19 protein-coding genes are annotated in these 17,217 nt (G+C 65.3%); 15 read left to right on the plus strand and 4 right to left on the minus strand.

Features of this window, described 5'->3' with window-relative positions; all coding sequences use genetic code 11:
- Positions 1 to 43: 43 nt before the first annotated feature.
- The 3 genes from IP91_RS16700 to IP91_RS16710 are packed head-to-tail and all read left to right on the plus strand — an operon-like array spanning position 44 to position 2,096.
- A complete protein-coding gene (locus IP91_RS16700) occupies positions 44 to 706 on the plus strand; it encodes an HAD-IIIA family hydrolase (RefSeq protein WP_145650195.1) in 663 nt (220 codons plus the stop codon).
- A complete protein-coding gene (locus IP91_RS16705) occupies positions 699 to 1,085 on the plus strand; it encodes a Rieske (2Fe-2S) protein (RefSeq protein ID WP_199754619.1) in 387 nt (128 codons plus the stop codon). Before IP91_RS16700 ends, IP91_RS16705 begins: the two co-directional genes overlap by 8 nt.
- Positions 1,086 to 1,091: 6 nt before the next feature.
- On the plus strand, positions 1,092 to 2,096 hold the full coding sequence (locus IP91_RS16710) for a S49 family peptidase (RefSeq protein ID WP_145650196.1): 1,005 nt from the start codon (positions 1,092 to 1,094) through the stop codon (positions 2,094 to 2,096).
- Between the two features lie 411 nt (positions 2,097 to 2,507).
- On the opposite strand, the gene IP91_RS16715 is transcribed toward IP91_RS16710, so the two are convergent.
- A complete protein-coding gene (locus tag IP91_RS16715; RefSeq protein ID WP_145650197.1) occupies positions 2,508 to 2,804 on the minus strand; it encodes a hypothetical protein in 297 nt (98 codons plus the stop codon).
- 201 nt (positions 2,805 to 3,005) lie between these two features.
- On the opposite strand from IP91_RS16715, the gene IP91_RS16720 reads away from it, so the two are divergent.
- The 8 genes from IP91_RS16720 to motD all read left to right on the plus strand — a co-directional run bounded on the left by IP91_RS16720 (position 3,006) and on the right by motD (position 12,135).
- The gene (locus IP91_RS16720; protein WP_145650198.1) at positions 3,006 to 3,737 is read left to right on the plus strand and encodes a pseudouridine synthase; all 732 of its coding nucleotides are present in this window, start codon (positions 3,006 to 3,008) and stop codon (positions 3,735 to 3,737) included.
- Between the two features lie 115 nt (positions 3,738 to 3,852).
- Complete coding sequence (gene flhB / locus IP91_RS16725) at positions 3,853 to 4,995, plus strand: flagellar biosynthesis protein FlhB (protein WP_145650199.1); 1,143 nt, start codon at positions 3,853 to 3,855, stop codon at positions 4,993 to 4,995.
- Positions 4,996 to 5,010: 15 nt separating this feature from the next.
- A complete protein-coding gene (gene flhA, locus IP91_RS16730; RefSeq protein ID WP_145650200.1) occupies positions 5,011 to 7,167 on the plus strand; it encodes a flagellar biosynthesis protein FlhA in 2,157 nt (718 codons plus the stop codon).
- A 306-nt stretch (positions 7,168 to 7,473) separates the two neighbouring features.
- On the plus strand, positions 7,474 to 8,925 hold the full coding sequence (gene flhF, locus IP91_RS16735; protein WP_145650201.1) for a flagellar biosynthesis GTPase FlhF: 1,452 nt from the start codon (positions 7,474 to 7,476) through the stop codon (positions 8,923 to 8,925).
- Positions 8,926 to 9,011: 86 nt separating this feature from the next.
- Positions 9,012 to 9,833, plus strand: a complete 822-nt coding sequence (locus tag IP91_RS16740) for a MinD/ParA family ATP-binding protein (protein ID WP_145650202.1) — start codon at positions 9,012 to 9,014, stop codon at positions 9,831 to 9,833.
- A 19-nt stretch (positions 9,834 to 9,852) separates the two neighbouring features.
- Complete coding sequence (locus tag IP91_RS16745; RefSeq protein ID WP_145650203.1) at positions 9,853 to 10,584, plus strand: RNA polymerase sigma factor FliA; 732 nt, start codon at positions 9,853 to 9,855, stop codon at positions 10,582 to 10,584.
- Complete coding sequence (locus IP91_RS16750) at positions 10,566 to 11,312, plus strand: flagellar motor protein (protein ID WP_145650204.1); 747 nt, start codon at positions 10,566 to 10,568, stop codon at positions 11,310 to 11,312. Before IP91_RS16745 ends, IP91_RS16750 begins: the two co-directional genes overlap by 19 nt.
- A gap of 28 nt (positions 11,313 to 11,340) precedes the next feature.
- Positions 11,341 to 12,135 carry a flagellar motor protein MotD gene (gene motD, locus IP91_RS16755; protein WP_145650205.1) on the plus strand — a complete coding sequence of 265 codons (795 nt, stop codon included), beginning with the start codon at positions 11,341 to 11,343 and terminating at the stop codon, positions 12,133 to 12,135.
- A gap of 95 nt (positions 12,136 to 12,230) precedes the next feature.
- Here motD and IP91_RS16760 read toward each other — a convergent pair whose 3' ends face one another.
- From IP91_RS16760 to flgA, 3 genes are all read right to left on the minus strand, one after another.
- Entirely contained in the window at positions 12,231 to 12,698 is a 468-nt protein-coding gene (locus tag IP91_RS16760) for a flagella synthesis protein FlgN (RefSeq protein WP_145650206.1), read from the minus strand.
- 9 nt (positions 12,699 to 12,707) lie between these two features.
- The gene (gene flgM, locus IP91_RS16765; protein ID WP_145650207.1) at positions 12,708 to 13,022 is read right to left on the minus strand and encodes a flagellar biosynthesis anti-sigma factor FlgM; all 315 of its coding nucleotides are present in this window, start codon (positions 13,020 to 13,022) and stop codon (positions 12,708 to 12,710) included.
- 105 nt (positions 13,023 to 13,127) lie between these two features.
- Positions 13,128 to 13,823: a flagellar basal body P-ring formation chaperone FlgA gene (gene flgA / locus IP91_RS16770; protein ID WP_145650208.1), complete on the minus strand. Its 696-nt coding sequence runs from the start codon at positions 13,821 to 13,823 to the stop codon at positions 13,128 to 13,130.
- 192 nt (positions 13,824 to 14,015) lie between these two features.
- Here flgA and flgB point away from each other — a divergent pair, with 192 nt between their 5' ends.
- The 4 genes from flgB (at position 14,016) to IP91_RS16790 (ending at position 17,205) form a co-directional block, all read left to right on the plus strand.
- On the plus strand, positions 14,016 to 14,432 hold the full coding sequence (gene flgB, locus IP91_RS16775; protein WP_145650209.1) for a flagellar basal body rod protein FlgB: 417 nt from the start codon (positions 14,016 to 14,018) through the stop codon (positions 14,430 to 14,432).
- A 25-nt stretch (positions 14,433 to 14,457) separates the two neighbouring features.
- A complete protein-coding gene (gene flgC / locus IP91_RS16780; RefSeq protein WP_145650210.1) occupies positions 14,458 to 14,862 on the plus strand; it encodes a flagellar basal body rod protein FlgC in 405 nt (134 codons plus the stop codon).
- Between the two features lie 20 nt (positions 14,863 to 14,882).
- Positions 14,883 to 15,563, plus strand: coding sequence for a flagellar hook assembly protein FlgD (locus tag IP91_RS16785; RefSeq protein ID WP_145650211.1), 681 nt, complete (start codon positions 14,883 to 14,885; stop codon positions 15,561 to 15,563).
- Between the two features lie 109 nt (positions 15,564 to 15,672).
- Entirely contained in the window at positions 15,673 to 17,205 is a 1,533-nt protein-coding gene (locus tag IP91_RS16790; RefSeq protein ID WP_145650212.1) for a flagellar hook protein FlgE, read from the plus strand.
- Positions 17,206 to 17,217 lie beyond the last annotated feature (12 nt).

Consider the following 17,217-nt stretch of genomic DNA (forward strand, 5'->3'; position numbering starts at 1 on the left):
CACCGCAACCACTACAAGAACAGGAGCCGGCCACGCCGGAGACATGGCAAGAAAGCAATTCGACCTGATCGTGTTCGACTGGGACGGCACGCTGATGGACAGTACCGCAACCATCGTGAAAAGCATCCAGGCCGCGGCCCGCGACCTGGGCCTGCCCGTTCCCAGCCGGGAAATCGCCGCGCACGTGATCGGCCTGGGCCTGGCAGAAGCCATGCAGAAGGTGCTGCCGCCGGATGTGGACCCGAAATACCATGGCCGCATGCTGGAACGCTACCGCTACCACTACCTCACGAAGGACCACGAACTGGTGCTGTTCGACGGCGTGCCGGAGATGCTGTCCGAGCTGTTCCAGCAGGGCTACTTCCTGGCCGTCGCCACCGGCAAGAGCCGCGTGGGCCTGAACCGTTCGCTGGATGCCGCAAAGCTGCTGGGTACCTTCCATGCCACGCGCTGTGCGGACGAAACATTCTCCAAGCCCCATCCGGCCATGCTGCAGGAACTCACCCGCGAACTGGGGCAGGACCTGCGCCGCACCGTGATGATCGGCGACACCACGCACGACCTGCTGATGGCGCAGAACGCCGGCGCGGCCGGCATCGCCGTCGAATACGGCGCCCATCCGGTCGAGCAGCTGCAGGCCTGCCGCCCGCTGTTCTCCGCGAAGAACGTGCCGGAACTGCACGCGTGGCTGGATGCCCATGCCTGAGCCGACCGCCATGACCGGGGACCGCTTCGTTTGCGCGGCCGATGCGGTGGCCGATGGCGGCCGGGGCGTGCGCTTCGACGTGCTGGCCGGCGGCGCACCGGCCACGGCGTTCGTCATCCGGCACGGCGGCAAGGCGTATGCCTACCTGAACCGCTGTGCCCACGTGCCGGTGGAACTGGACTGGGCCGAAGGCGAATTCTTCGAGTCCGGCAAGATGTACCTGATGTGCGCCACGCACGGCGCCGTGTATGTGCCCAGCACGGGTGCCTGCGCCGGCGGCCCGTGCCGGGGCGGCAGGCTCACCCCCGTGGCGCTGGCCGAGCGCGACGGCAATCTCTACTGGCAACCGGATCACTATCTGCGCCCGCGGGCGGACTGAAAACACATGAGCGACGATCTCCACCCACCGTCTCCCGACACCTCCAGTGCCGCCCGGCGCGCCGGCGACCCACCGATCAAGTGGGAGCGCGAGGTGCTGGAAAAGCTCGTCTTCGCCACGATCAAGGAACAGCGCGCCAACCGCCGCTGGGGCATCTTCTACAAGATCGTGCTGCTGCTGCTCGTGGTGCTGGCGGTGGCGAGCTATTTCGACATCAACCCGTTCGCCGGCGAAGGCGAAGTGGGCCGCCACACGGCGCTGGTGGAAATCGAGGGCAATATCGAATCGGAAGGCAGCGGTTCGGCCGCCGTCGTCATCCCGGCATTGAACAAGGCGTTCGCGGACAACGGCTCCGTGGCCATCGTGCTGCACATCAACAGCCCGGGCGGCAGCCCCGTGCAGGCCGGCATGATCGTCGACGAGATCCGCCGCCTGCGCCACGGCTATCCGGACAAGCCCCTGTTCGTGGTGGTGGACGAGATCTGCGCCTCGGGCGGCTACTACATCGCGGCGGCGGCAGACCGCATCTACGTCAACAAGGCCAGCATCGTCGGCTCGATCGGCGTGCTGATGGACGGCTTCGGCTTCACCGGCGCGATGGACAAGCTGGGCGTCGAGCGCCGCCTGATCACGGCCGGCGTCGACAAGGGTTTCATGGACCCGTTCAGCCCGCAATCGGAACGGCAGAAGAAGCACGCCCAGGCGATGCTGGACGAGATCCACCAGCAGTTCATCGACGTGGTGCGCACCGGCCGCGGCAAGCGCCTGCACGAGACGCCGGACATGTTCTCGGGCCTGTTCTGGACCGGCGCGAAGGCCGTCGACATGGGCCTGGCGGACGATTTCGGCAGTGTCGACAGCGTGGCGCGCGACATCGTCAAGGCCGAGGACATCATCGACTACACCCAGCACGAAGGCCTGCCGGAACGGGTGCTGAAGAAATTCGGCGCCGCCGTGGGCAGCGCGGCCGTGAAGACGGCGGTGCAGGGCGGCGCGCCGTCGATCCGCTGAGCCGCACCATGGCGGGATGGGTATTCGGACCCGCGTACGATTGAAGCGAGCTTGAATATTCCGGGGGAAGGCCTATGATGGACCTGTAGTTATTCGATGGAGGAATGATCGGCAGTCTATCCAGCACGCCTTCCGTCCCGTAGCGACAGGTACCAGCGGTAAAGCAGCAAGGCAGTACGTAGTAAAGCGGTACGCAGTGAAGCAGTTCGCAGTGTGCAGTACAGCAGTAGAAGAAGATCAGTAGCAAGTAGCCAGGTAATGAGCAGATGCACCGGCAGCAAGTCCGCCGGGCCACCGCCGATCGGAACACGGACACGGCGGCCGGCAGAAGCAGAAGCAGAAGCAGAAGCACGCAGTACCACCTGTCCCGCGCAACGGATCACCGACGCACAAGATGCGCATCCGAGAGAATTACGATTCCTCGCTGACGTCTCCCGTGGAGACCAGAAAACGGCGGCCCAGTGCCGCTGTTTTCACGTGGGCGGCGCGCAGGTTGCTGGCTTCCTCGCCCGCCATGCCGCCTTCCAGCAGCCACTCGCTCAGGCCCTGCGAAGTCGCCGCCAGCCACTGGCCGCGCAGGCGGATGGCCCGGGAAGAGGGGGCGACGAAGGCATCCTCGGCCGCGCGGCAACGGGCCAGCGTGAGGGTCATGGCGAGATGGGCAGCGGCATCGCGGGCGACGGCGGAGCGGATGGTCTGCAGCGGCATGGCGTTCTCCTTGTGAGGGCGAATGACAATTCGGTTTCTATCGGGTTTACTAGGAATGACATCGATATCTGCTAAGAACCTGCTTGTTAGCATTCAGCAGATTCCTACATTTGTTTCAGTCTAACAATCCGCCTCCCGGCCGGGTTGATCTTTCTCAAGTGATCGGCGGCATCGTTCTCCTTTCCGGTAAAATGCCGGCCCATGAGCAAACAATCGCTGGACCGCCTCCTGCAATCGCAGGGTTTCGGCACCCGTAAATACTGCCGCACGCTGATCGAGGATGGCGAAGTGGCCGTCAATGGCGCCGTGCACGACAACTACAAGACCCTGTTCGACACGAACGACCTGGTCTTCACCGTCTTCGACGAGGAATGGCGCTACCGCGAGCACGTCTACCTGGCCCTGTACAAGCCCGCCAATTTCGAATGTTCGCGCAAGCCCAGCCACCACCCCGGCGTGCTGACCCTGCTGCCCGAACAGTTCACCTGGCGCGACGTGCAGCCCGTCGGCCGGCTCGACCACGACACGACGGGCCTGCTGCTGATGTCCGACGACGGTCCGTTCATCCACGCCCAGTCCTCGCCAAAGCGGCACGTGCCGAAGGTCTACCAGGCCACCACCGCCGAGCCGGTAACGGACGAGCTCATCGCCCAGCTGCTGGCCGGCGTGCAGCTGCACGACGAACCGGCGCCGCTGGCGGCGCTCGTCTGCGAGAAGCGTGGCGAGAACCTGCTGGAGATCGTGCTGGAGCAGGGCAAGTACCACCAGGTGAAGCGCATGCTGGCCGCGGCCGGCAACCACTGCGCCGCCCTGCACCGCTCGGCCATCGGCAGCCTGGAGCTGGCATCCCTCGGCCTGCAGGAGGGCGAATGGTGCTTCCTGGAGCCCGAGCAGCTGGCCCTGCTGGCACCCACCGCGCAGTCCGGAGTGTAATTTCCACATAGAAACTTCGATGTAGCCCCGGTTTCCCCGTCTGTTTCCCCGATGACGGGGCGGGCCGGCCGCCGATAATGTCTCCTGGGTATAGAAAAGCACCAGGAGCGGGAACGTGGCGGAAGACAGCGAAGCCGAGAAGACAGAACCAGCCTCAGAGAGGCGCCTCACGCAGGCGCGCGAAGAAGGCGACATTCCCCGTTCCCGGGAAGTTTCCACGTTTACCGTGCTGATGGCGGCCGGCGCGGGCCTGTACATGATGGGCTCGAGCATGACGCGCCAGCTGTCGGCCACGCTGACTTCCGGCCTCACGCTCACCCGCGAGCAGGCTTTCGATCCCGACGTGCTCATCCAGCGCATCTTCGCCGACCTGGTGCAGGTGCTGATCACCTTCCTGCCGCTCGGCGTGGGCGTGATGATCGTGGCCATCGTGTCGCCCATCTTCGTGGGCGGCTTCATGTTCTCGGCCAAGGGCTTCATGCCCAAGTTCAGCAAGCTGAACCCGGTCAACGGCCTGACCAACATGATTTCCAAGAACGCGCTGGTCGAGCTGCTGAAAGCCGTCATGAAGACCATCCTGGTGGGCGCCGTGGCCTACATGGTCATGATGCGCTACAAGGACGCCATCTTCGGCCTGCCCAACGAGCCGGCCAACGAGGGCTACGCGCACATGCTGGACATGCTGGCGATGTGCTTCCTGTTCCTGGTCGCCTCGCTGGGCTTCATTGCCGCCATCGACGCCCCGTACCAGATCTGGCACTACGGCGACAAGATGAAGATGACGCGCCAGGAAATGATCCAGGAATCGAAGGAATCGGACGGCAATCCCCAGATCAAGGGCAAGATCCGCCAGATGCAGCGCGAGATGGCCAAGCGCCGCATGATGTCCGACGTGCCGACGGCCGACGTGGTGGTCACCAACCCGACCCACTTCGCTGTCGCACTGAAATACACCGACGGCGCCGGCGGCGCGCCGAAGGTCGTGGCCAAGGGCACCGATGCCGTGGCCGCCAAGATCCGCGAGCTGGCCAAGGAACACAAGGTCGCCATCCTGGAAGCGCCGGCACTGGCCCGTGCGCTGCACAAGCACACCGACATCGGCGACGAGATTCCGCAGCGGCTGTATGCGGCCGTGGCCGAGGTGCTGGCGTATGTGTACCAGCTGCGCGCCTACCGCCCGGGCGGCCGCTACCCGGACCGTCCGACGAAGCTGGAAGTGCCGGCCGACATGGACCCGAACAACAAACCCGCAGCGTAACGAGGGAAGAACACAATGCAAGCGCTCAGAATGCCCGCCTGGACCAGCGTCATCACCGGCGGCAATGCCAACAGCCTCGCGGCACCGATCCTGATCATCATGCTGCTGGCGATGATGATCCTGCCGCTGCCGGCGTTCATCCTGGACCTGTTCTTCAGCTTCAATATCGCGCTGTCGATCATCGTGCTGCTGACCAGCCTGTACACGGTGAAGCCGCTGGACTTCATGGCCTTCCCGACCGTGCTGCTGCTGTCGACGATGCTGCGCCTGGCCCTGAACGTGGCCTCCACCCGCATCGTGCTGACGGAAGGCCATACCGGCCCGGATGCGGCCGGCAAGGTCGTCGAGGCGTTCGGCCACTTCCTGATCGGCGGGAACTACACGGTCGGTATCGTGGTCTTCATCATCCTCACCATCATCAACTTCGTCGTGGTGACGAAGGGCGCGGGCCGGATCGCCGAAGTGGGCGCCCGTTTCGCGCTGGACGCGCTGCCGGGCAAGCAGATGGCGATCGACGCCGACCTGAACGCCGGCCTGATCGGCGAAGCGGATGCCCGCAAGCGCCGCAGCGAAGTCTCCCAGGAAGCGGAATTCTACGGCGCGATGGACGGTGCGTCGAAGTACGTCCGCGGCGACGCCGTGGCCGGCATCATGGTCACCGTCATCAATATCGTCGGCGGCCTGCTGGTGGGCCTGATCGCCCACGACATGCCGTTCGCGGACGCGGTGAAGAACTACACGCTGCTGGCCATCGGCGACGGCCTGGTGGCACAGATCCCGTCGCTGATCATCTCGCTGGCGGCCGGCGCCGTGGTGTCGCGCGTGGCATCGGAAGTGGACATCGGCTCGCAGCTGATCGGCCAGCTGTTCGCCAAGCCGCAGGTGCTGTTCATCACGGCCGCCATCATCGGCGGCCTGGGCCTGATCCCCGGCATGCCGAACCTGGTGTTCCTGCTGCTGGCGGGCTCGCTGGGCGGTGCCGGCTACATGATGATGAAGAAGGAACGGCTGGCCGAGGAAAACGGCACGGCGCGCGGCCCGTCCGGCGGCGGTGGCGCGGCAGCGGGTGCCTCCGGTGGTGGCGCTGGCGCTGGCGGTGGCGCGCAGGGCGGCCCGGCGGCCGAGAGCGAGGAGGCGACCTGGAACGACGTGCTGGCCGTCGACACGCTGGGCCTCGAGGTGGGCTACCGCCTGATCCCGCTGGTGGACAAGGCGCAGAGCGGCGAACTGCTCAAGCGCATCAAGGGCATCCGCAAGAAGTTCGCGCAGGAAGTGGGCTTCCTGGCGCCGCCCGTGCACATCCGCGACAACCTGGAACTCAAACCCTCAGCCTACCGCATCACGCTGAAGGGCGTGGAAGTGGGGACCGGCGAGGCGTTCAACGGCCAGTACCTGGCGATCAATCCGGGCATGGCCAGCGGTGCGCTGCCGGGCCTGGCCACCACCGATCCCGCGTTCGGCCTGCCCGCCACGTGGATCGACGCCAGCCTGCGCGACCAGGCGCAGGGCATGGGCTACACGGTGGTCGATGCCGGCACCGTCGTCGCCACGCACCTGAACCACCTGATCACGTCGCACGCCTCGGAACTGCTGGGCCGCAACGAGGTACAGGCGCTGCTGGACCACCTGGGCAAGGAAGCGCCGAAGCTGACGGAAGACCTGGTGCCGAAGATGCTGTCGCTGTCGGCCCTGCAGAAGGTGCTGCAGAACCTGCTGTCCGAAGGCGTGCACATCCGCGACATGCGCTCCATCATCGAGGCGCTGGCCGAACACACGGCGCACACGCAGGATCCGAACGAACTGACGTCGCTGGTGCGGATCGCGCTGGGCCGCGCCATCGTCCAGCAACTGTTCCCGGGCAATGGCGAGCTGTCCGTGATGACGCTCGACAACCGCCTGGAACGCCTGCTGATGGGCGCGCTGGCCACCGGCGGCGCCGACGGCGCCGGCATCGAGCCCGGCCTGGCCGATACCATCGCCCAGCAGGCCGCGCAGGCCACCGCGCAGCAGGAAGCGCTGGGCGTCACGCCGGTGCTGCTGGTGCCCGGCCCGCTGCGCCCGCTGCTGTCGCGCTTCCTGCGCCGCGCGCTGCCACAGCTGAAGGTCCTCTCGCACGCCGAGATCCCCGAAGCCAAGACCATCCGCGTCACCGCACTGGTGGGCAATACCTAAGCCCACAGCTCAGTCCGTGTCCACCATGGGGTCAGACCCCGACATGGACACGGACTCATCCATTTGCCGGTCCCGGTACGCCAAGTGATCAATTGCGATGTGAAGAAGGGTACCCACGTTCGCATGTTATTGACGAGCTTGTGTCCATGTCGGGGTCTGACCCCTAGGTGGACACGAACTCGGCAGCGGCGATGAATTGTGAAATGCACGTGTTTTCCCCGCCTGTTCGGTTGATGCTTTCTCTGCGGCATCGTCAATAATTTCAACATCGAGAATATCTCTGTGTATGACGACAGGAGCAGTGCAATGAACGTCAAGAAATTTACCGCGCCCACGTCGCGTGAGGCGCTGCGCAAGGTGCGCGAGGCGCTGGGCCCGGATGCCGTGATCCTGTCGAACCGGCCGATCGATGGCGTGGTCGAAATCCTGGCGCTGGCCAACGACGATGCCGCCTCGCTGGCGCTGCCGGTGGACGATGCGCCGCAGGGTGCACCGCACCTGGACATCGACGACGGCTACGTCGCGCACTTCTCCGAGCCGGCCCGCCAGGCACAGCAGCCCCGTCCCGCGTTTGCGCCGTCGATGCCACCGCAGCCCGCCCCCCAAGCCGCCATGCCGATGCGCGCCCCGGCACCAGCGGCACCGGCCGCCCAGCCGCGCCCGGCAGCAGCACAGCAACAGCAACAGCCACAAACACATCAGCAGGCCCCGGCACCATCGCTGGACATGGACCGCATCACCGCGCTGGTCGCCGATGCCGTCAATGCCGCCAAGTCGAATGCCGCCGCCGAGATGAACGGCATGATGAGCGAGCTGCGCGCCATGCGCGGCATGATGGAAACCCAGCTGGCCGAACTGTCGTGGGGCAGTGCCCAGCAGCGCGAGCCGCACAAGGCCGCCGTGCTGCGCGAACTGCTGGCGGCCGGCTTCTCCGCCACCCTGGCGCGCCGCCTGCTCGACAAGCTGCCGGCCGGCCGGGGTGCCGAGGAATCGCTGCAGTGGATCCGCACGGTCCTGGCCCGCAACCTGAACGCCATCGCCAACGAAGACGCGCTGATCGAGCGGGGCGGCGTGTTCGCGCTGGTCGGCCCGACCGGCGTGGGCAAGACCACCAGCACCGCCAAGCTGGCCGCGCGCTGCGTGATGCGCCACGGCCCGGAAAAGCTGGCCCTGATCACCACTGACGCCTACCGTATCGGCGCGCACGAACAGCTGCGCATCTACGGCAAGATCCTCGGCGTGATGGTGCACTCGGTGAAGGATGAAGCCGACCTGCGCATCGCCCTGAAGGAACTGCGCAACAAGCACACGGTGCTGATCGATACGGTCGGCGTCAGCCAGCGCGACCAGATGGTCACCGAGCAGGTCGCCATGCTGCAGGGCACGGACGTGAACGTGCAGCGCCTGCTGTGCCTGAATGCCACGTCGACCGGCGAAACGCTGACCGAAGTGGTGCGCGCCTACCAGGGCAGCGGCCTGGCCGGCTGCCTGATCACGAAGTTGGACGAAGCCGCCTCGCTGGGCAATGTGCTGGACGTGGTGATCCGCCAGAAGCTGCAGCTGTTCTACGTGTCGAACGGCCAGCGCGTGCCGGAAGACCTGCATCTGGCGAAGCCGGCGGAACTGATCGAGCGGGCCTTCGGTCTGAAGAAGGATGCCTCCCAGTTCGCCGACGGCGACCTGCCGATGCTGATGGCGGCTGCCGCGAACGGCCAGAATGCCCACCACGATGCCATGCGCGAGGTGCACCTTGGCTGATTTCGATGTCGACCAGGTTGGGTTGGGCTCACCTGTCTGCGCCGCCGGCGCGGCAGTAAATGGATACGTGATGACGGGAGTGCTCCGTGGCTAATTTCGATTTCGACCAGGCCGAGGGACTGCGCCGCATGCTGGCGGGCCCGCCGCGGCCCCGCATCGTCACCTTCCTCTCCGCCACGCCGCAGGACGACAAGGGCGCCATGCTCGTCAACCTGGGCGCCTCGCTGGCCCGCGCCGGCAACGACGTGCTGCTGGTCGATGGCTGCGCGAGCGCACACGGTGTCGCTTCGCGGCTGGGCATCGACAACGGCGCCAGCCTGATCAACGTGGCGCGCCAGGAATGCGGCCTGAACGAAGTGATCCACGCCGTGCCGCAGGGCTTCAACGTGGTGTCGATGACGCGCGGCGAGATGCGCCGCGGCCCGGAGGAGGCGCGCCGCCTGGCCAAGGCCTTCGACGTGCTGGCCGCGCAGGCCGGCATCGTGCTGGTGGACGGCGAGTTCGATGGCGAAGCGTTCCCGGTGCCCGTGATGGCCAGTTCGGAAATCGTCGTGCAGGTGTCGAACAGCGCCACCTCGATCACGAATGCGTACATGATGATCAAGCGCCTGAACCACGAACTGGGCCGCCGCCCGTTCGGCATCGTCGTTACGGGTGCTTCCGAGAAGGAAGCCCGGGTGGTTTACGATAATATGGCACAGGCGGCAAGCCGTTACCTGGCCGTGAATCTCGTATCGATGGGATCCGTGCCGGCCGATGAGTACCTGCACCGCGCCGCGCGCCTCGGTCGCGCCGTGGTGGATGCGTTCCCGCTGGCGGGCGCATCGGTGGCGTTTCGTCAACTGGCGGGGCGGTTTGCGCTGGCCGGCTCGCCGTCACATTTCGCAGGGAGCGGCAACCATTTTTAGCGCCATATAAAAAGAATTTATGTACACGGTCAAAGGGAAGGTAAACAAGGATTCGCTGCTGACGGAGCACATGCCCCTCGTGAAGCGCCTTGCCCACCACATGAAGGCGAAACTGCCGCCCAGCGTGGAAGTCGATGACCTGGTACAGGCGGGCATGATCGGCCTGCTGGACGCGATCAACCGCTACGAGGAAACCCACGGCGCCCAGTTCGAGACCTATGCCGTGATGCGCATCCGCGGCGCCATGCTCGACGAGCTGCGCAGCAGTGACTGGATGCCCCGCACGATGCGCCAGGACATGCGCAAGATCGAGAATGCGATGACGGTGCTGCAGCAGAAGCTCGGCCGTCCGCCCTCGGAATCCGAAGTGGCGAAATCGCTCAAGCTGTCGCTGGCCGACTACCAGGAAATGCTGGGCGAAGGCGGCGGCCACCAGCTGGTCTACTACGAAGACTTCAAGAACGAGGATGGCAGCGACAACTTCCTCGACCGCTACGCGCAGGACGAGGATGCCGATCCGCTGCGCGCCCTGATGGACACCGATTTCCGCCAGGCCGTCATCGACGCGATCGATGCGCTGCCGCCGCGCGAGAAGCTGCTGATGGGCCTGTACTACGAGGAAGAGCTGAACCTGAAGGAAATCGGCGCCGTGCTGGGCGTCTCCGAATCACGCGTGTCGCAGCTGCACACGCAGGCCGTGGCGCGGCTGCGCGCCACCTTACGGGAGAACGCATGGACTGGTCCAGCGTAGCGGGGATCCTGCTGGCGCTGGCCGGCCTGGTGGTGGGACAGGCGCTCGAGGGCGGCAAACCGTCCTCGCTGATCCAGCCCGCCGCCTTCGCGATCGTGGTCATCGGCACCTTCGGCGCCGTGCTGCTGCAGACGCGGCCCGCCACGCTGCGCCGCGGCGTGACGATGCTGCGCTGGATCGTGCGCCCGCCGGCCGATACGCGCGTGCTGCTGGCGCGCGACATCCAGGCCTGGAACCAGACGGTGCGCCGCGAAGGCCCGCTGGCGCTGGAACGACACATGACCAACGCGCGCAACCACTTCCTGCAGAAGGGCCTGCGCATGATCATCGACGGCATCCAGCCGGACAAGGTGCGCCAGGCGCTCGACATGGAGATCACCGCCTTCGAGACGGCCGAACGGCAGGCCGTGCGCATCTGGGAGTCCGCAGCCGGCTATTCGCCCACGATCGGCATCCTGGGCGCCGTGCTGGGCCTGATCCACGTGATGGAAAACCTCAGCGACCCGGCCCGCCTCGGCCCCGGCATTGCGGTGGCCTTCGTCTCCACCATCTATGGCGTGGGCCTGGCCAACCTGTTCTTCTACCCGATCGCGAACAAGCTCAAGAACATCGTCATCGCCCAGGTGCACCAGCAGGAGATCGCCGCCGCCGTGTTCCACGACATCGCCACCGGCGACTTCTCGCGCATCATGGACGAGCGCATCGCCACGCTGATGCGGGATCACTGACATGAGCGCGCGTTATGGGTGACCTGTCATGAGCGTTCAATATCGCCGCGCCCGCAAGCCGTTCGACGACGAACCGGAAAACCATGAGCGCTGGCTGATCTCGTACGCCGACTTCATCACCTTGCTGTTCGCGTTCTTTGTCGTCATGTATGCGATCTCGTCGGTCAACATCGGCCGCTACCGCATCTTCTCCGATTCGCTGGGCGAGGCGCTGGGCGGACAGGGCGCCAACGTCAAGCCCAACACGGAAGTGCTGAACCAGCCGATCCCGAACCCGAACCTGAAGAAGCGCACCGAGCTGATGCAGCGCGAGAAGTCCTCGATGACGAAGCTGGCGCAGGACCTGCAGTCGACCATGGCGCCGCTCGTCAAGGAAGGCAAGGTGCGCGTGACGCAGAACAGCCGCGGCGTGTCCGTCGAGATCAATGCCAGCGTGCTGTTCGACCCGGCCGCGGCCAAGCTCACGCCGGAATCGCAGGAGGCCCTGCTGGCCGTGGCCACGCTGCTGAAGAACGATCCGCACGCGGTGCAGGTGGAAGGCCATACGGACGACCAGCCGGTGCGCAACCTGTATGCGTCGAACTGGGAACTGTCGTCGGTGCGCGCCGCCACCGTGGTGCGGCTGTTCATCGAGGCGGGCGTGGCGCCGGAACGGCTGACCGCCGTCGGCCATGCATCGAACCATCCGGTGGCGTCGAACGACGACCCGATCGGCCGCGCCCGCAACCGGCGCGTGGCGGTCACGATCCTGTCGGCCGTGCCGGATCCGGATGTGGAGATTCCCACCACGCCGCCAGTCGAGCCGCCGGCGGTGGGGCAATAAACGAAAGTTGCCTGAAAAATGGGGTCTGTCCCCATTTTTCAGGCAACAAAAAACCGGGCAATGCCCGGTTCTCGGATGACGCAAGCGGCGTGTGATCAGCCGGCCAGGAAACCGCGTGACGTGGTGTTCGGCGTGGTGCGGCCCGAGGGACCGTAGACGCCACCTGTCTGTGCCGGCGGGCGCAGCGCCTGCAGGCCCGATTGCGTGTGGGCCAGCTGCTTGTTGATCAGCATGCCGTTCAGGCGGTTCAGTTCCTTCGCTTCGCGCGTTTCGGCCAGCACCTGCTGCCACAAGCTGCCGTCTTCCGGCGTGCCATGCGCGGCCAGCCAGGTTTCCATGCCGGCCTCGCGTGCCTCGAAGCCCGCTTCGCCCAGCGCCGCGTGGCGCTCGCCGGACAGCGCCGCCATGCGGCCGATCAGGTCGGACTTCTGCGGCGTGAGCGCCGAGAGCTTGTCGATGTCGGCGGCCACCAGCGACTGCTGTTCTTCCTTCAGGATGTCCAGCAGGGAGGTGATCAGGCGCAGTTCTTCGCGCAGGACCAGGATGGGGGCGCCGTCATGCATGGTATAGCCTTAACGTTGGCGGGAATGCAGCAGATCCTTGACCGTGTCCAGCAGGCCGTCTGCCACTTTCTCCGAGTTGACCTGGAACTCGCCATCGGCGATGGCAAGCTTGATACGTTCCACTTTCTTCGTGTCGAACACGCCACTGCTGCTGCTCGTGGCCAGTGCCTGGCCCTGCGAGGACAGCTTCACGCTGTCGGTATTGGTGCCGGCGGCAGTGGTGGCCGCGGCCTTTTCGGCATTGCGCGCATTCGACGCGGATGAGTTCGCCGCCGTGCTGGTCGCCGGCAGGCCCGCGTTCTTCACTGAATCGTTGATTTTCACAGCATCTTCCTCGTCTGGTGGGAGCTAGTACTCCGCGCTTTTTTCAAGCATACGAGTTCTTAACGGCGTGGACGATGCAAACTTTAGCATGGCGTGCCGAAATAATCAGAACGCCACTTCCACCAGTCCGCCGGCCCGCGCGATGCCGCTGACGGCCTGGCCGGCGGCCGTGCGCACCTGCACCACCTGGCCATCGGCGGCGTTGGCCACGGCCTTGCCTTCCGACGATACCGAGAAGCCATTGCCGCTGGAAACCAGCCTGACCTTCTCGCCGTTCTTCACCACCGGCTGGCTGCGCAGCGCATCGAGGCGCAGCGGCGTGCCGGCCGAAATGGAAACATTGCTGGTACGGCCAAGCACCTGCGCCTTGTCGGTGGCGATGCTGGCCGGCAGCGTCGCCAGGTCGCCCTGCATCGTCACCAGCTGGCCTTCCGTGATCGCCTGGCCCTGCGACAGCGGCGTGGCGGCGGCGATGTAGTTGCCGAGCACGCCGACATTGGCCTGGATATAGACCGTCCACGGCGTCGGTGCCGCGCAACGCACGCCCACCGTCGTCTTGCCCCACGCTTTGCTGCCGGGCATCAGGAACGCTTCCGGCGCGGGGCAGGCCGCCAGCTTCATGCGCGCATCGATATTGCCGACCGTGACCGTCACCTTGCCGGGCAGGCCGGCGCTCTGCACCTGCAGGAACTGCTCGACGGTCTGGCGCAGCGCGGCCGGGTTCATGGCATCGGCCTGGGCGGTGCCGGCAGCGAAGGCGGCGATGGCGAATAACAGGGATTTCTTGGCGGCTCGATTCATGGCGGCTTGATTCATGGCGACTCGATTCATGGCGATCTATGCGGGGCAGGACAACGGTGCATGGCCGCCATGTTACGCGCGAGACCGCCCCGGAAAGCCGAGAACAGGCGCGAAAAGCCGTTCCTGTTTGGCCGATCATTTGCCGTACGGCATACGTATGATGAATCCTGTCACCGATGGAAGGATGCCGTCATGCTGGGAAAACTCGACAATCACCTGCGCTTCAACGAACTGGCACTGAGCCTGCGTTCCACGCGGCAGAGCGTGCTGGCATCGAACATTGCGAATGCCGACACGCCGAACTACAAGGCGCGCGACATCGACTTCACGTCCGCGCTGCAGAGTGCGCTGGCCAATACGAATGCCACGGGCTCGCTGAACACGACAGCGGCGCGGCATTTCCAGAATCCGGCGCCGGACGGCAGCACGCTGGCCGACGGCACGCCCCTGCAGTACCGCGGCGTGGTGCAGGGCGCGGTGGATGGCAACACGGTCGACATGGATGTCGAACGCAACCAGTTCGCCGACAACGCCTTGCGCTACGAAGCGGGCGTCACGTTCATCAACAGCCAGATCAAGGGCCTGATGACGGCGATCCAGGGTCAGTAAGCGGTATTAGAGAGAGGAGGGCGTCATGTCACTGTTTTCGATTTTCAATGTGTCCGGTTCGGCCATGAGCGCGCAGTCGCAGCGCCTGAACGTCGTTGCCAGCAACCTGGCCAATGCGGACAGCGCCACCAGCGCGTCCGGCGAGGCGTATCGCGCCAAGCAGGTGGTGTTCGAAGCGACACCCTCGGCCAACAACGCCTCCACCGGCGTCAAGGTGCAGCAGGTAATCGAGGATCCGTCGCCGATGAAGCTGGTGTACGACCCGAAGAGCCCGCTGGCCGACGAAAAGGGCTACGTGACGATGCCCAACGTGAACGTGGTCGACGAGATGGTCAACATGCTGTCCGCCTCGCGCTCCTACCAGAACAATGTCGAGACGATGAACGCGGCCAAGAGCATGCTGCTCAAGACCCTGACCATCGGTCAGTAACCGGATTACAGGAAAACACCATGGCCGTTACCGCCACCAACACCACGCCCGTCTCGCAGTCGCTGCTGGACACGATGAACACCAAGTCCACGTCCGGCAGCAGCGACATCTCGGCCGACCAGGACAAGTTCATGACGCTGCTGCTCGCGCAGCTGCAGAACCAGGATCCGCTCAATCCCCTGGACAACGCCCAGGTCACCAGCCAGCTGGCGCAGCTCAATACCGTCACGGGCATCAACAAGCTGAACGACACGCTGGAAACGCTGAAGACGGACATGGCCGCCTCGCAGTCCACGCAGGCCGTGAACATGATCAACCACGGCGTGCTGGCCGCCGGCAAGGGCATGCAGGTCTCGGAAGGCAAGGCCATCTTCGGCCTGGAGCTGGGCTCGGCCGCCGACACGGTGCAGGTGGACATCAAGAACAGCAGCGGCAAGGTGGTGCATTCGATCTCGATGACGAACGTCGATGCGGGCGTGCTGCCGCTGGCGTGGGACGGCAAGCTGACCGACGGCACCACCGCGGCCGATGGCACCTACACGCTAGCCGTGACGGCGACCAGTGCCGGCAAGACGCTGACCGATGCCCAGACGCTGTCGTTCGGCACCGTGGCCAGCGTGTCGACGGGCCCGACGGGCGCAAAGCTCAACGTGCCATCGCTCGGCCAGCTGACGATGGACGACATCAAGCAGGTGCTCTGAGCACACCGGAATCACCGGCCACACTTTTTTCAGTACCTAAGTTAGTACCTAACTTAGTACCTAACTTAGTACCTAACTTAGTACCCAACATTTTCAAGCAGAGGACATCATGTTCCAGCAAGGTCTCAGCGGCCTGAGCGCCGCCTCCACACAGCTCGACGTCATCGGCAACAACGTGGCCAATGCCAGCACGGTGGGCTTCAAAAGCACGGAGGCGCAGTTCGCCGACCTGTATGCCAATTCCCTGAACGGCATCAGCGGCAACAATCCCGGCATCGGCGTGACGGTCGCCCGCCTGGCCCAGCAGTTCACGCAGGGCAATATCGAAACGACCAACAACCCGATGGACATCTCCATCAACGGCAGCGGCTTCTTCCGCATGGTCGTCGACGGCGCCGTGCAGTACAGCCGCAACGGCCAGTTCCTGCTCGATAACACGGGTACCATCGTCAATGCCCAGGGCGCCGCGCTGACGGGCTACCTGGCCGACAAGAATGGCCAGATCCTGTCCGGCGCGCCGGTACCGATCACCATCGATTCCTCCGACCTGGCGCCGGTGCAGACCACCAAGGCGAACCTGCAGATCAACCTGTCGTCGAACACGGCGCTGCCGACGGTGCAGCCGTTCGACGCTTCCGATCCGAACAGCTACAGCAAGCAGACCGTGATCCCGGTGTACGACTCGCTGGGCAACGAGCACACGATGGGCACCTACTACGTGCGCACTGGCGGCAGCACGTGGGATGTGTATGTGGCCAACGACGGCGTGCAGGTCGACTCGCAGGAAGTGATGCAGTCGATCCTCACCGACCAGGGCGTGATCGATGCGCGCACCGCCTACAACACCGCGGCGGCCGGCACCGATCCGGCCGCGCTGGTCGCCGCGCGCCAGGCCTACGCCGCGGCTGTCGGCGCCGCCGTCACCACCGCGGCCACGGCCGCCGGTGCCTCCCCGGCCGCGCTGGCCCAGATCGCCGCGCTGTACGATCCGGCCACCAGCGTGGGCAATGTGTCGTCGAACACGCCGGCGCTGATCGACGCGGCGTTCCAGGCCGCCGTCAACGTGCCTGCCCAGAAGGCCGGTTCGCTGATCTTCACGAAAAATGGCCTGATCGACTCGGCGGCGATGCAGACGGCCGGCTACACGCTGCCGTTCACCGTCAACCTGCCGATCTTCCCGGACAACGGCGCCATCCTGGACATGCCGATCAACCTCACGTTCGACGGCACCACGCAGTACGGCACCGCCACCAGCGAAAAGGCGTCCACCCAGGACGGCTACTCGTCGGGCAGCCTGCAGCGCTTCGCCACGGATTCGAACGGCGTGATCGTGGGCCAGTACAGCAACGGCAAATCGCGCGCGCTGGCCCAGGTGGTACTGGCCGACTTCGCCAGCGTGGACAACCTGATCCCGCTGGGCGGCAATGCCTGGAGCGAGAGCTCCGGCTCCGGCATCCCGCAGATCGGCACGCCCGGTTCGGGCGGCAACGGCCAGCTGCGCTCCTCGTCGGTGGAATCGTCCAACGTGGACCTGACGGAGCAGCTGGTGGACATGATCACCGCCCAGCGCGTCTACCAGGCCAATGCGCAGACGATCAAGACCGAGGATTCGCTGCTGCAGACCATCGTCAACCTGCGTTGATGCCGGTTTAAA

The sequence above is a fragment of the Pseudoduganella lurida genome, assembly GCF_007830455.1.
Taxonomy (GTDB): Bacteria; Pseudomonadota; Gammaproteobacteria; order Burkholderiales; family Burkholderiaceae_D; genus Rugamonas; species Rugamonas lurida.